The organism is Pantoea sp. paga (genome assembly GCF_007558755.1).
GTDB lineage: Bacteria > Pseudomonadota > Gammaproteobacteria > Enterobacterales > Enterobacteriaceae > Pantoea > Pantoea agglomerans.
Genome location: NZ_VLTF01000003.1, coordinates 242,923 through 257,762 on the forward strand (window position 1 = coordinate 242,923; position 14,840 = coordinate 257,762).

The window sequence follows — 14,840 nt, forward strand, 5'->3', positions numbered from 1 at the left end:
CCATGGCGACAAGCGGGACTGAGTTTCTCAGCCTTTTGCGTCAGACCTCTCAACACACCACCGGCGTACGCCTGTTACGTGCCGGTCAGCCCCGGGGACGGCCCCAGGGAATATCGAATTTTGCGGGACGACCCGCATCCCTGAGAGTTCGCTTATGTTTGATACCTTACTGATTGCTAATCGCGGTGCTATCGCCTGTCGTATCCTGCGCACGCTGCGTGCCATGCAGGTGAAAGGGATCGCCGTTTACTCCGAAGCCGACCTGAGCAGTTTACATATCCGCGAGGCGGATGTGGCGCTAAGTCTTGGCGAAGGCCCGGCTGCACAAACCTATCTGGTGACGGAAAAAATTATCGCCGCCGCGCAGCAGAGCGGGGCGAAAGCGATTCATCCTGGCTACGGTTTCCTTTCGGAAAACGCCGCCTTTGCTGAGGCGTGCGAGGCTGCCGGTCTGATTTTTGTCGGCCCCACACCGCAGCAGTTGCGAACTTTTGGCCTGAAACACACGGCCCGCGCGCTGGCGAAAGCCGAAGGGGTGCCGCTGCTGGAAGGCAGTGAACTACTGGCGGATATCAGCGAAGCCCGGCGCGCCGCAGAAATGGTCGGCTATCCAGTGATGCTCAAAAGTACCGCGGGCGGCGGTGGGATCGGTATGCGTGTCTGTCGTGATGCGAATGCGCTGTCAGAGGCGTTTGAAACGGTCCAGCGCCTCGGCCAGAACAACTTCAGCGATGCCGGGGTATTTCTCGAAAAATATATCGAACGCGCCCGTCATCTTGAAGTGCAGATTTTCGGTGACGGAAAGGGCGAGGTAATAGCGCTGGGCGTACGCGACTGCTCGGTACAGCGGCGTAACCAGAAAGTGATCGAAGAGACGCCAGCGCCGAATCTGCCCGCAGGGATGGCGGAGGCTTTATGCGCGGCGGCTATCGCGCTGGGAAGAGCGGTGAACTATCGCAGCGCCGGAACGGTTGAGTTTGTCTATGACAGCGTGGCGCAGCAGTTCTATTTTCTTGAAGTGAATACCCGGCTGCAGGTTGAACATGGCGTCACGGAGCAGGTGTGGGGCGTTGACCTGGTGCAGTGGATGATTGAGCTGGCAGCAGGCGATCTTCCTCCGCTTCATGCGTTAGCCGCCGCGCTGAATCCTCAGGGCCATGCCGTGCAGGCGCGAATTTATGCGGAAGATCCGGGGCGGCAGTTCCAGCCTTCGCCAGGGCTGTTAACCCAGGTCCTCTTTCCGGCAGCCGACGGTAAAACCCTGCGCATTGACCGCTGGGTGGAAGCCGGCTGTGAAGTCCCGCCATTCTTCGACCCGATGCTGGCAAAAGTTATTACCTGGCACCCCACTCGCGAGGAAGCCATCGCCACCCTGGCACAGGCGCTGGCTGAGACCCGTTTCTATGGCGTAGAAACCAATCGTCTCTATCTGTTGCAGATTCTGGCCTTCTCGCCCTTCACGGCTGGCGAACCCTGGACCCGCTGCCTGGAGCAGCTCGCCTATCAGGCGGCAATGGTTGAAGTGGTGAGTGCCGGAACCCAGACCAGCGTTCAGGACTATCCCGGACGTCTGGGATACTGGGCAGTGGGCGTGCCGCCGTCGGGGCCGATGGATGATCGCGCACTGCGTCTGGGCAACCGTCTGCTGGGCAATGAGGAGGGTGACGCCGCGCTGGAAATCACCCTGAATGGACCCACCCTGAAATTTAATACTGAGATTCAGGCGGTGATCTCTGGCGCGCCGCTCACTGTCACACTGGATAGCGTCGGGCAGTCAATGAATTCTGTATTTACCATTCCGGCCGGGGCAACGCTGAAGCTGGGCGCAATAAGTGGCGCGGGCGTCAGAAGTTATCTCTGTCTGAGCGGTGGTATTCAGGTGCCGGACTATTTAGGCAGCAAAAGCACGTTCACCCTTGGTCAGTTTGGCGGACATGCCGGACGCGCACTGCGCAGCGGTGACGTGCTGCATCTCGCTCCGCGTTCCGCGAGCGCAACCGGAACGGAACTGCCCGTCGGACTGCACACAGAGCTTGCCACGGTGCGCACGCTGCGCGTCATTTATGGTCCGCACGGTGCGCCTGAATTCTTTGCGCCGGAGTATATCGAGACGTTCTTTGCCACAGAATGGGAAGTGCATTTTAACTCCAGCCGCACCGGCGTTCGCCTGATAGGGCCAAAGCCAATCTGGACCCGCGACAGCGGCGGTGAAGCAGGGCTGCACCCCTCAAACATTCATGACAACCCGTACGCGATCGGCGCGGTCGATTTTACCGGTGATATGCCGGTGATTCTGGGGCCGGATGGCCCGAGCCTTGGCGGGTTCGTCTGCCCGGTGACGGTAATCGAGGCGGACCTCTGGCAACTGGGACAGCTCAAAGCCGGTGACGGAGTGAAGTTTGTCGCGGTGGATATCACGACCGCCCGCCAACTGGCAGAGGGCCGACGCACCGAACTGACCACGCTTCAGCCACAGGAAACAGACTGGCAGCCTGCACCGCTGATTTCGCCCATCGTGATGACCTGCGGCGAAGCGGATAAACGCCTGGTGGCGCGCCTCTCTGGTGATACGCATCTGCTGCTGGAGGCTGGCGAGCCGGAACTGGATCTGGTGTTACGTTTTCGCATTCATGCGTTGATGCAGGCGCTGGAAGCGCAATCCCGCAACGGCATTATTGATATCACGCCGGGGATCCGCTCGCTGCAAATCCACTTTCAGCCGGAGACGCTGACGCCCGACGTGCTGCTGATGTGGGTGCGCGGTGAGTGGGAGAGGGTCTGCATGAGTGATGACCTTCAGGTTCCCACACGCGTGGTGCATCTGCCGCTCTCCTGGGACGATCCGGCCTGTCAGAAGGCCATCGAAAAATATATGACCACCGTGCGGCAGGATGCGCCGTGGTGCCCGAGTAATCTTGAATTTATCCGCCGTATAAACGATCTGCCGGATGAGCAGGCTGTCTGGAACACGGTCTTTGAAGCCAGCTATCTGGTGATGGGGCTGGGCGATGTCTACCTCGGCGCGCCGGTCGCCACGCCGCTGGATCCCCGTCATCGCCTGGTGACGACAAAATATAACCCGGCCCGCACCTGGACAGCGGAAAACTCGGTTGGCATCGGCGGTGCCTATCTGTGTGTGTATGGCATGGAGGGACCAGGCGGCTATCAGTTTGTCGGCCGCACGCTGCAGATGTGGAACCGGTATCATGAAGTCGCCGATTTTGGCGGTAAACCCTGGCTGCTGCGCTTTTTCGATCAGATCCGCTTTTATCCGGTTCCGGCCAGTGAGCTGTTGCAGATTCGCCGCGATTTTCCCCTCGGTCGCTATCCGCTGCGCATCGAGCACAGCACACTGCGGCTGGCGGAATATCAGGATTTCCTCGCCCGTGAAGCGGAGAGTATCGGGCTGTTTCGCGATCACCAGCAAGCCGCGTTCCATGCGGAACGTGACCGCTGGATCGCCAGCGGCCAGGCCCATTTTGACAGTCAGGAAAGTGTGGCCGATGAAGGCGGCGACGCGCCGCTGCAGCCGGGCGAGCAGGGGGTAGAAAGCCCGGTTTCCGGCAATTTATGGCAGGTGCAGGCGACGGCGGGCAGCCGGGTGCGGGAAGGCGATATTCTGGTGGTGCTGGAGTCGATGAAGATGGAGATCCCGCTTCTGGCGCCGTGCGACGGCATTGTTCAGCAGGTCAGCGTGCAGCCAGGCAGCGCTGTACGCGCAGGGCAACGCGTGGCGGTGATTGTTGAGGATAATGCGGAAGGATGATGACACCTGATCACCTTGTGGCGCAGTGATAATCTGACCCTGCGCCCGCTAAGGGTTCCAGACTGGCGGGCGCAGGCGAGTCCGATCACGGCGACGGGCTATCCGGCGCTCGCGCCCAGTTGGCTTAACCAGCTGATCATCGCCTCACTGCCTGGCTGGCTCAGGGTGCGTTGCGGCCAGACAAGGTAATAAGGTTTGCTCAGCGGCAGGCAAAGATCATCCACTACCACCAGATCGCCCCGCGCCAGTTCCGCCGCGATAAGTCGTCGCTGCCCCAGCAGCACACCAGCTCCCGCGACGGCCGCATCAATCGCCAGCGAGGTCAGATTAAAGCTGAACGCGGGCTGCGGCAGAGGTTCGTCCATGCCTTTAGCCTGAAACCAGCTTCGCCAGTCAGGCAGAAAACGGCCTTCATTGCCCCAGTCGAGGTGGATCAGCGGCGCCTGGCTTAAGATCGTTTCCGGCGTAAAGCGATGTAACAGAGCAGGGCTGGCCACCGGCAGTACATCATCATGAAACAACTTCAGCTTATCTGACTGCGGGTAACGATCCTCCCCAAAGCAGATCACAAAATCGGCGGGCATCGCGGTGAAATCGACCTGAGAATGCGTACCGTGTAACGAGAGATCGATATTCGGGCAATGGTCGCGCCAGCTCGCCAGCTGGGGCAACAGCCATTTGGACGCCAGCGCCGGTAATGTGTAAACCGTGAGTTTTGGCGCACTGGCCGCATGGCGGATGTTTTGCTGACCGAGATGCAGAATATCAAACGCCTCGGTGACATAGCGCAGATACTCTTTTCCGGTTTCGGTCAGCATCACGCCGCTCTGCGTACGTAAAAACAGGGCGCTGCCGAGTTGCTCCTCCAGCTGGCGAATCTGCTGACTGACTGCCGCCGGGGTTAAGGCCAGTTGAGCGGCCGCTTTTGCCAGGCTGCCCAGTTCGGCAGCCACTTTAAATGACTGTATGACGCTGATCTTTGGCAACCTTGGCAATTGGGCAGGCATTAACTCTTCCTTATCAGGGCATTAAGTTTTTATCGTTACGCAGCGTTGCAGGCGACCGGTAGAGTAACATCACACCTGCTCATCATGAGAATTGTTGCTATGTCTGGTTCCCTTGTTCGTCTCGATCTTCATCCACTGGCCGATCATGGCTGGCGTCAACGTTGTCGTGAGCAGTTAAACCAGTCCGGCGCGCTGGTACTGCGGCAGTTTTTAAAACCACACGCTTTAGAGGCGATCATCGAAGAGGGCAATGCACAACGTCACCAGGCTTATCACACCCGCAGCAAGCACAATGTCTATCTGATGAAACCTGATAATGCTTTCAGTGCTGAGCATCCGCGTAACAGGGATGTGATCAGCACCAAAGGCTGTATTACGGATGATGTGATCGCTGCCGCCTCGCCGCTGCGTCAGCTGTATAATGATGAGCTGTTCAAACATTTCCTGTGCGATGTGCTGGGTGAAAAAACGCTCTATTCCTATGCTGACCCGCTTTCCTCGATCAACCTGCACTATGCATCACACGGGCAGGAACTGGGCTGGCACTTCGACAACTCCTCATTTGCTATCACCTTACTGGTACAGAAACCGCTGGCGGGCGGCGTGTTTCAGTATGTGAAAGATCTGCGGGATGCCGATGCCGGTGAGATGAACTTCGCAGGCGTTGAAGCTGTGCTGGAAGAACGCCAGACCGTAGACGCGCTGGAGATAGATGCCGGGGATCTGGTGCTGTTTCGTGGCCGTAATTCCCTGCATCGCGTGACCCCAACTGAAGGCGAGGTCACGCGAATGCTGGCCGTGCTGGCTTACAATACGCAGCCGGATATAGCGTTGTCAGAAACCGCGCGCATGACCTTTTACGGCAGACTATGACATCACGGCGTGTCTGCAAGGGCACGCCAGCCGCGCAGAAAGATTTGCTGCGTGCGGAAAGCCACTAACGCACGCCAGTCCGCATCTTCTGGCCAGAACCCCTCGACCAGTTGCTGCTTTATCACCTGGCCGCCTGCACTGGCAGGATCGCTATAGAGGTGCAGCCAGTGATCTTCACGCACCCGCTGATGCATATCCTGGCCCTCGTAAGTCCCGCACTCCACCACCAGAGGCAAAATCCGGGTGTCAGCCAGCGACGTCAGCAGATATTGCGAAAGATAGCCTGTTGCCGTTGCTGTTACGCCCGTTACGCTGTCACGTCCGGCACCGGTAAACAATAAGGTCAGCCACTCACCGTAAATGACTTTGCCCCAGTCATGCGCCGGATAACGCTGCTCCGCAATAGAGAGCAGCATCGGATGCCCCCATGCGCCAGCCCCGGTATGAAGGTCAAAGCTGATGATGGTTTTCGCTACAGAGAGATGCTGGTCAACGATCGCCGCCATCGTAAGGTGTGACCAGCAGGGCTTCTCACCGCCGAAAAAAAAGCCGTCAGCAAAAGTATATTGTCCGGCTTCTGTGACACGTTTAACCGCCTGCCAGCCCGCGCCCTGCAGTGCGTCGGCCAGTTGCCGATCGGCACTGGCACGGTCTCCATGATAAATAGCGTGCCACTGTGCATAATCCGGGTTAGCAGGAGGTGGCTGACTGAAATCGATAAAGTTACGGTTCAGATCAATATTGTCTTCGTTCACGCGCCGTAAATGCGCCGCGCCCCATGGATTGAGCAGATGAATCAGCAACAGCGCGGTATCAGCGGGCAACGCTTTTTCATCCAGCTTCTCGAGCCAGGCTATCTGACAATCGGAACCATAATAGCCTTCAACGCCGTGAGTGCCGGAAACGACCAGCATCAGACGTGATGCGCTGGCCGGTCCTATCCGTGCTACGTCTGTATACAGGGCTTCTCCCAAAGGACCAGGCAGAGGATGCGGATACGAGGCCGTCTCAGCACCTTTGCTCTGCGCCGCTGCCATAAAGCTCGCGCGCTGAACGTGGTAGTCGGGCAACGCCATAGTCTTCATACTCCTGCGATTCTTCACGTTGTGAGGATCAGGGATAAACACTGAATTTAAAATATTTTTTGGTTAGCTGGTCATAAGTCCCGTTTTTATGAATCTCCGCCAGTGCCGCGTTAATCATCTTCAGGTTTGCCTCATCTCCTTTGCGTAGCGCGATACCTACGCCATCACCAAAAATCACTTTATCCACCAGGGTCCCTTTGATGGCGTACGGCTTGCCTTCGGCTGAGGTCAGGAATCCCTGTTCAGCAGAGACCGCATTAGCCAGGCTGCCATCAAGACGCCCGGCGACCAGATCCGGATAAACTTCCATCTGGTTAGGATAGGAGATGACTTTAACGCCCTCCGGCTCCCATTTGGTTTTGGCATAGGTTTCCTGGATGGTGCCCTGTGCCACACCGATCGTCTTACCGCGCAATGAGGCAACATCGGTCGTCAGCGTGCTGGCAGCCGGTGCCAGTAAAGCACTGGGCGTGTTGTACAACATATCGCTGAAAGCCACCTGCTGACGACGCTTATCGGTCATCGACATCGCTGACAGGATGGCATCAAATTTCTTCGCCTGAAGGGCAGGGATGCTGCTATCAAAACCCATTTGCACCCACTGGCACTTCACCTTTGCCTGAGCGCAGATGGCATTGCCCAGATCAACATCAAAGCCCTGCAATGATCCATCAGCCGCCTTGAATTCAAACGGCGGGAATGTAGGGTCAACGCCAAAGCGCAGGGTCTGCTGCGCCAGTGCCGCGTGACTAACTGTTGTGAGCGAAAACAGTAATGCGAGGGATAAGCTCTTTTTCATGTTTTAATTCCCGGATGCAAATGGATTTAAGCGCGACATTCAAATTAAATAACATGCGACCTGTTTTCCTGCCAGCGAATAAACCACAATCATCCAGATTAAAATCTTATGTTATTTTGTGACTGTGCGAATTATTTATACGGCGTTAATTTTTACTTAATGCTGTGCATTAAATGGCTGAGCCACACCAGGGTGTGGCGCAGGTCCGGGCCTGAAGCCGCAGGCGCTGGGGTTGGGATAACAAGACAAGCCCCAGCGCCAGTTTTCAGGTTATCGCGCAGCAGTGATTTATCAGGACAGGGAATTAAGTAATGCGCCTGCGTTAAACTGAATTGTCATTAACCAGACAGTAAATATTTATCATCCCGCCGCGCTGCTTAAAATAAAGTTTATGGGATTTAAATCAGTTCAGATAAATTAACGGTTAGCCCATCAGAATAATGTGATGGATGCGCTTATTTTCTGCTGGAGAGCGCTAAACGTTCATGCAGGAAATCTATAAACGCACGTACTTTTTCTGGCACATGACGAGTATTAGGGTAGAGCGCGTAAATTCCCTGTCGGGGGAATTGATGATCGGGCAGCAGCCGTACTAATCCACCTTTATCAATCTCATCCTGCACCAGCCAGGCGGGCAGAATCGCCACGCCAGCACCGGCTAAAGCAAAAGCGAGTAAAGAAGAGGCACTGTCAGCCGTGATCATGGCAGGCTGAAATGCGCTCATCAGCACAGACTCGCCTTCGGGCGTGGTCACCTGCCAGCTGAGTGGCGTCGATAAACGGCTATGCGCAATCCATTTTGCTGACGCGAGATGTGAAAGATCCCGGATAGACTCTTCATTCAGGCTGTTGAGATAACAAGGTGCAGCGACCGCCAGGATATCAAACTGATCGATAAGGCGGGCGTGATGACTGGAATCGACAAGATGGCCAAGTCGTATCGCCACATCAAAGCGGCCGGCAATCAGGTCGTCATTTTTTGATGAAGAGACGTGATGTATGCGTAACTGTGGGTGCTGGGCTGCAAAGTCAGCCAGGGCAGGGACGATCACACGAGCGCCATATTCCAGAGTGGTTGTAATCCGGAGTGTCCCGCTTAATCCAGCGTGATCACTTCTTACATCCTCTAATACGCTTTCCGCATACTGAAGAAGCTGAAGGCAGCGATGATAAAATCTTTCCCCCGTGTCCGTGGCTGAAACGCGTCTGGTGCTCCTGATGAGTAACGAGACACCCAGCTCCTCTTCAAGATGTTTAATATTGAAACTCACAACGGCTTTGGTTAACCCGAGCGTCTGAGCTGCTCCTGTAAAACTGCCTGCCTCGACTACCGCGACAAAGATCCCCAGCCGCTGCATATTGATCATATTGAACTCCGTTAGCGACATCTCATTGTCAAAATAACTTTGACAGTGTAACAACGGAAAGTGAATTTATCCCAATAATCTAAGCACCTATACTGCGCGCCTTACGCTGATCTGTCTGGGAAAAAAATGAGCTATCGTGTGCGCGTAGCCAGTGTCTATCTGCTGGGATTTTTTATTGATCTGGTCAACATGTTTATCGCCAATGTTGCTTATCCTGAGATTGGCAGACATTTTGATGCCCCCGTTAGCCAGCTGGCATGGATCAGTAATGGCTACATCTTAGGCCTGACGCTGGTCATACCGCTCAGTAGCTGGCTGGTACGGCGCATGGGCGCAAAACGTCTGTTCATGCTCTCACTGCTTATTTTCATTGCGGGCACCTGTGGGGTGGGGGCATCAACGTCAGTTTCTCAGCTCATCGTTTTCCGATGGATACAGGGTATCGGCGGCGGACTGTTGATCCACATCGGTCAGACGATGACCTATGCGTTATACAGGAGTAATGAGCGTGCGAAGTTATCGTCAGTCGTGATGTTAATTGCATTGCTGGCACCCGCCTTGTCGCCAGCGGTTGGTGGAATAGTGGTTGAGAGCCTTAGCTGGCGCTGGGTTTTTCTTGCGAGCCTGCCGCTCGCGGTTGGGGCATTGCTGCTGGCGGGATTCTGGCTCAAAGCAGACAGACCGGCGAACTCATCTGAACCGCTGGACCTGGTGGGTTTAGTCAGTGGTTGTACCGCGCTCACGCTGATCCTTCTCGGACTGACATACCTGGGCGATGCTGACAGGCTTTATCAGGGCGCGATGATGTTGCTTGCTGGCATCCTTACTCTGACGGGCTATGTGTGGGACGCACTTCGAAAAAGCCAGCCACTCATTAACCTGCATCTGATAAAGGATCCGCTCTTCAACACCGCAATGCTGATCTATCAGTTTATACCAGGCATCTTCACCGGCGTCAGTATGATCACTATGCTATACCTGCAAAATCAATTAGGAATGCATGCCAGCATTGTCGGCGCGCTCATGCTGCCATGGTCTCTGGCTTCCTTTGCGGCAATTAGTCTGACAGGTAAGACGTTCAACCTCTGGGGACCACGCCCACTATTTATCACCGGCTGTCTGTTTCAGGCGCTGGGTATTGGTCTGCTGGCGCTGACTGGACAGACATCGGACACCTTAGTCTGTGTACTTGCTTTCGCCTTGATGGGATTTGGCGGCAGCCTGTGTAGCAGCACGGCTCAGAGTTCTGCTTTTATTCACATCTCCGACAGCGAACTTGCTGATGCCAGCGCACTCTGGAATATCAATCGCCAGCTCAGTTTTTGTCTCGGCGTTACGCTGGTCAGCCTGCTGTTCAATCTGATTGCGAATAGCGGCATGCCTGAAGAACACGCTTATCACCTCTGTTTTGTTATAGCGGCATTCAGCGCTGTAATTCCGCTTCTGTGCTGTTTACGCATTTCAAATCAGAAGGTTATTTCTATGCTTAAAAGGGACCAAAAATGAACCGTTATTTTAAGGAAGTACTGGACGCCCACGAATTGATTCGCAACTGGCTGGGTAACAAAGAAGCGCATGATGATGTATGTGAGGAACTTTTAGCGCGTTTTAGTCCTGCATATTCCATGGTGACACCGGGCGGTGCCTTACTGGATTTCACGACACTAAATGGGTTTTTCCGCACTCAGCGCGGTGCACGTCCGGGTTTGGCGATTGATATCTGCGACATGCAGATGGTTGCTGAGAGTGAAGGAAACGCCACTGTGGTATATAAGGAGTTACAGCAGCTTCCGGGCCAGGAGGCCACGGTGCGGTTTTCTACGGTTGTGTTCGAGGTAAATGATGCTGGCAAGGTTTTGTGGCGACATCTGCACGAGACTTCGTTACCTAAGCCATAGATGCTGTCGATTCACAATGTGTCAGGACGCGACGGGTTGAGAGCAACAGCGAGCAGGCTGAACCGCGTCTCTTAAACCAGCGATGCTCGCAACTATCTATCCGGAACCAATCGCCGCAAAAGAAACAGTGGTGGTAAGACGACGGCTCTATTAATCGTGAAAATTCCGCACCAGAGGCCATTATACAAGGGGCTTCAGCAGGTTGTCTGAAGCGCCCGAATAAGGTTAGCTTAGAGCTTTAGCCTTTATCTTACCGCCTTGCCTTAAATGCGCATAATCTATCTTATGTTAAATTAACGATAACGTAGTCATCCCCTCTTATCCTGTCTGCTGCTAATCAGTTTGATAATGCTGAAATAGTGGCGAAATCTCGCTTTATGGAAGCACCAGCCCTGCATTTAACGCCCCCTGTCAAACAAGACAACCCACAGGCAATTGTGTAATCATTCAGGAAATTTGCTGCTCTGGTTCTGCACCCATGCTCTCAGTGCCTTTTCCTGTCATTACACTTCTTGCTCTGCTGTTGCTGATGGCAGCAATCTATTCCGGAAAACAACGTAACAACGGCACGCTGCGTTTTCTTTCTGCCTGTATCGTTCTTATTTCGATTAATACGATTCGCTGGGAGTATGACTCTGAGATTTTGAGAAATGTGCAGAGTGTGTTGGCAATGTTTTTACCTGCCATTGCATGGCACAGTTTCGTCCCGCTAAGCGAAGAAAGACGCAAACATGACTTACTGATTTTGCTTGTACCCGCAACAGTATCGCTATTGATCAGGCTGGTATGGGTTCCTGCTACAGACTTCATCCTCAGTCTGCTTTTTTTCAGCTATGGATTCGCCCTGCTAAGAAAAGCAGTGATTAGTGGAAAACCTATAAGGCTCAATACGTTGGGCGCAATAGCTCAGCATCATGCTTTGACTTTTTTCGCAGGCAGCTTTCTGTGTCTCTCCGCGCTGACAGACCTTCTCATTGCAACTGACTTTGGTATCAGCGGTGGAAAACATGCCACTTCGATCATCCTCATGACTCAACTTGCGCTCTTGCCCATTGTCGGCACGATTATTTTCGGTTTTTTAAACTCGTCCCAGCGCTTCGAACCTGTTATCGGGCAAAAAACAGACAAGATCGATGATCCAGCGGCAGATATGACTGAGTTATATATGATGCTCGAAAAACAGGTCCATGAAACAGAGCTCTACCTGAATCCCGATTTGACGCTTGCTCTACTCGCAAGCAAAACCGGCATACCCGCCCGCAATTTCTCTGCAGCCGTTAACTCGGTTAAACAGTGTAATGTATCTCAGTGGATCAATGGTTTCAGAGTTGAACGGGCAAAAGAGCTACTGCTTAACACTTCTTTGCCCGTTACTCATATCATGCTGGAGTCCGGATTCATGACTAAGTCTAATTTCAATCGTGAATTCCAGCGCCTTTCAGGCCTCTCCCCTAGTTTATTTCGTCAGCAGGCGCGTGATAACTCAGGGCAGAATCCAGAAAATGTGTGATTTTAGTCGTTATCAGTTGATGTAGTTCTGATCGGCTAGCCCCCCTGTCGTCCTGACAAACAATGCCATCGCCCGGCGTTTCATCGTCAATAAGTTTCTCTGCACCTGGTTTACATAACTGCATAAAACTGAAATGAGTCGCACCCTTGATGATACTGAATTGTCGCAATGATCCGCGCATTTTATCAGCAAGATACTCAGATTCCTCAGAAGCAGGCAACTGACCCAACTTGTCATTACTGGCCGCGAGAATAAGTACGGGTATGTTAATTTTGCTCAGGCTATCAGGGGTAAAACCTGGCGCTAACCCCGCATCAAGTGACACGACGGCTTTGATTCTTGTATCAAGATTGTCAGATGACAAAAGTTTATGCGCAGTAACGTCATCTATTCCCAGTTTGGTCGTCAGCTTACAGTCACCACGAAGGACATGCTGTTGACAGTCATTCAGGAACAATGAAGGATCAAAACGCGCTCCAGCCAGCGACATGACTGTCCATCCTCCAAGAGAATGCCCAATAGCCGCAATGCGCTTATCATCTACTGTGCCAGATAAGTCAGAAGATCGACCGACGAAATCAATTACCCGGGAAATGTCACCAGGACGACGCCATAGTTTTCTGGCGTCTTCAGGATTATGATTAAAGGTCGTCGTGCCGGGGTGATCAGGCGCAGCCACAATGTATCCCTGCGCGGCCAATGCTGCAGCAAGCCAGGAAAGATTTTTCCAGCTTCCATTAAATCCATGTGAAATCAATACAAGTGGATGCTTTCCCGAAACGGGTGTGGCGTTACGGATAATCTCAACGCCGACAAAAGCGACATTTTCTCCAACAGTTTCACTTACTCCATTCTGAATCGCCGGATACCACACCGCTACTTTCAGAGGCTCTCCCTGGGTGTCTGACACTGTCATCTGGCGAAAACCCGGAGATGCCTGGACCTGCCAGCAGAAAAGTAAAACCGATGCTGCTATAAACACTGTTCTGAACATCATTGATGCCTTGCTGTGATAATTGAAGACCTGTTTGTAATCTGCCACAGCGTACGAATGCGTCCTCTTACACGATCCAGGTCTTCAAATTTGCAAAATCAGTGATTATTTATCCGTCTGCTTCAGTTTCATGGTGCCGCTCACAACCAGCGGCAAGTCAATAGTATCCATAGCGCGGCAGCCTGTAAGTCATAAAATCCGTTCTCAAATCTGAAAACAAAAATCCCGACACGCGATATCACGTCATCGGGATTTCATTCATTCCAGTTACTCTTTCGCTATCGGCGTCTCGCTTACATCAATCTTCGTGTCACCCTGAATGCCCTTAATGCGTTTCTCAACGTCATTAACCTGCTCGCTGCTGTGCAGCAAGGTGTACGTCAGATCAAATGTTGTGCTCGCACCTGGTTGCAGTTGCTTCACACGTTTTTGTTCACGTTCAATGGTGACCGGATAGGCGTAACTGGTGCCAGGTTCGATGCCGGTCACGTAGCCCTGTTTCAGGGTGTCGGTATTTTTCCATAAGGTCAGCATCGGGAGCTGACGCGTATCGAACTGAATGGATGCGCCGCTGTTGCCCGCTTTATTTATCACCGCAGCAATGGTCTGATGATTGCTGTCTGAAAGCGGCTTGATGTTGAACACCATCTCATCGAAGTCTTTGGTCGGACCTTTATAGGTCTGCCACTCTTTTAACCCGGCTTTCGCGTAGTCGTTGAACGGGCTGATGCCGGACATCGGCGCCAGGAAGCGTGCGCCCTCTTCCAGAATCGGTTTGCCGAAATTGCTGTGATAGATGATCTGGTAATCGTGCGGATAGTCGGCGTGGTTGGTTAAAACATCATGCAGGCTGAAACTGTTGCTGCCTGGCACGTAACGCAGCTCGGTCATGGTCTGCAAATCAGCTTTCTTAAAGGTGCTCTCTTTAATCAGGCCGCGAATACGGATTTCGTGTGGTGCCGCATCGGCCACTTCAACTTCCAGCTGAGAAACCGGCGTATTACCCGCTTTACCGTGCAGCGTATAGATTCGGCCTTCATCTGTGACCGGATGACCGGTCCATTCGTAGCCGCAGCGCACCATCATCTCGTTGAAACCATCCAGCCAGCCCAGACCGTTGCGGCTCTCAAGATTGATGTAGGCAGGATTGACGACCTCTTTAACCGGTGAATCCCAGCCCATGCGGGTGCCAAAGCCTTCAACACGCAGTAAATTCATGCCACGTGTCGGGCTTAGCGTGATGGTCAGGCCATCCTCGCTGCGGATTGTCAGTATTTTACTGCCTTCCTGCTTGCCGCCATGCAGGACTTTCTGTTCGATGCTGAACGGTTTGCCCTGAGACTTCAGCTCACTGCTGGAAATCTTCCAGTTTCCCTGCTCGGTGCCCTGTTCAGCACTCGTCAGCACCCAGGTTTTCGCCGCTGCAGAACCTGAAACCAGCACTGCCAGTACCGTTAACGCCAGTTTAATCTTCATAAGTCATCCCATTAGCTGAATCGTTTTTTCATTCCGTAAGGGAAATTTACTTAATGGGACTGAAG

11 protein-coding genes are annotated in these 14,840 nt (G+C 53.5%); 5 read left to right on the forward strand and 6 right to left on the reverse strand.

Translation table 11 applies throughout. The annotated features are described in order from the left end of the window. Nucleotides 1–154 precede the first annotated feature (154 nt). Entirely contained in the window at nucleotides 155–3,766 is a 3,612-nt protein-coding gene (gene uca / locus FOV68_RS11015; protein WP_143990838.1) for an urea carboxylase, read from the forward strand. A gap of 98 nt (nucleotides 3,767–3,864) precedes the next feature. Here the strand turns inward: uca and FOV68_RS11020 are convergent, their stop codons facing one another. Continuing rightward, the gene (locus FOV68_RS11020) at nucleotides 3,865–4,773 is read right to left on the reverse strand and encodes a LysR substrate-binding domain-containing protein (protein ID WP_039389123.1); all 909 of its coding nucleotides are present in this window, start codon (nucleotides 4,771–4,773) and stop codon (nucleotides 3,865–3,867) included. 99 nt (nucleotides 4,774–4,872) lie between these two features. Between FOV68_RS11020 and FOV68_RS11025 the strand changes: the two genes are divergently transcribed. Continuing rightward, a complete protein-coding gene (locus FOV68_RS11025) occupies nucleotides 4,873–5,646 on the forward strand; it encodes a 2OG-Fe(II) oxygenase family protein (RefSeq protein ID WP_143990839.1) in 774 nt (257 codons plus the stop codon). A 2-nt stretch (nucleotides 5,647–5,648) separates the two neighbouring features. On the opposite strand, the gene FOV68_RS11030 is transcribed toward FOV68_RS11025, so the two are convergent. The 3 genes from FOV68_RS11030 to FOV68_RS11040 all read right to left on the reverse strand — a co-directional run bounded on the left by FOV68_RS11030 (nucleotide 5,649) and on the right by FOV68_RS11040 (nucleotide 8,897). Further along, a complete protein-coding gene (locus FOV68_RS11030) occupies nucleotides 5,649–6,722 on the reverse strand; it encodes a DUF2817 domain-containing protein (protein WP_143991004.1) in 1,074 nt (357 codons plus the stop codon). A gap of 37 nt (nucleotides 6,723–6,759) precedes the next feature. Next, nucleotides 6,760–7,530, reverse strand: coding sequence for an ABC transporter substrate-binding protein (locus FOV68_RS11035; RefSeq protein ID WP_143990840.1), 771 nt, complete (start codon nucleotides 7,528–7,530; stop codon nucleotides 6,760–6,762). Nucleotides 7,531–7,985: 455 nt separating this feature from the next. Then, nucleotides 7,986–8,897, reverse strand: a complete 912-nt coding sequence (locus FOV68_RS11040) for a LysR family transcriptional regulator (protein WP_143990841.1) — start codon at nucleotides 8,895–8,897, stop codon at nucleotides 7,986–7,988. 126 nt (nucleotides 8,898–9,023) lie between these two features. On the opposite strand from FOV68_RS11040, the gene FOV68_RS11045 reads away from it, so the two are divergent. From FOV68_RS11045 to FOV68_RS11055, 3 genes are all read left to right on the forward strand, one after another. After that, nucleotides 9,024–10,403: an MFS transporter gene (locus tag FOV68_RS11045; RefSeq protein ID WP_143990842.1), complete on the forward strand. Its 1,380-nt coding sequence runs from the start codon at nucleotides 9,024–9,026 to the stop codon at nucleotides 10,401–10,403. Beyond that, nucleotides 10,400–10,795: a hypothetical protein gene (locus tag FOV68_RS11050; RefSeq protein ID WP_039389111.1), complete on the forward strand. Its 396-nt coding sequence runs from the start codon at nucleotides 10,400–10,402 to the stop codon at nucleotides 10,793–10,795. Before FOV68_RS11045 ends, FOV68_RS11050 begins: the two co-directional genes overlap by 4 nt. Nucleotides 10,796–11,273: 478 nt before the next feature. Beyond that, nucleotides 11,274–12,305 (forward strand): AraC family transcriptional regulator, encoded by a 1,032-nt coding sequence (locus FOV68_RS11055; RefSeq protein ID WP_143990843.1) that lies wholly within the window; start codon nucleotides 11,274–11,276, stop codon nucleotides 12,303–12,305. On the opposite strand, the gene FOV68_RS11060 is transcribed toward FOV68_RS11055, so the two are convergent. Both FOV68_RS11060 and FOV68_RS11065 read right to left on the reverse strand, forming a co-directional pair. Continuing rightward, nucleotides 12,247–13,302 (reverse strand): alpha/beta fold hydrolase, encoded by a 1,056-nt coding sequence (locus tag FOV68_RS11060; RefSeq protein WP_031590665.1) that lies wholly within the window; start codon nucleotides 13,300–13,302, stop codon nucleotides 12,247–12,249. The two genes, FOV68_RS11055 and FOV68_RS11060, sit on opposite strands and share 59 nt — an antisense overlap. A gap of 264 nt (nucleotides 13,303–13,566) precedes the next feature. Continuing rightward, nucleotides 13,567–14,775: an aldose 1-epimerase family protein gene (locus FOV68_RS11065; RefSeq protein ID WP_137229496.1), complete on the reverse strand. Its 1,209-nt coding sequence runs from the start codon at nucleotides 14,773–14,775 to the stop codon at nucleotides 13,567–13,569. Nucleotides 14,776–14,840 lie beyond the last annotated feature (65 nt).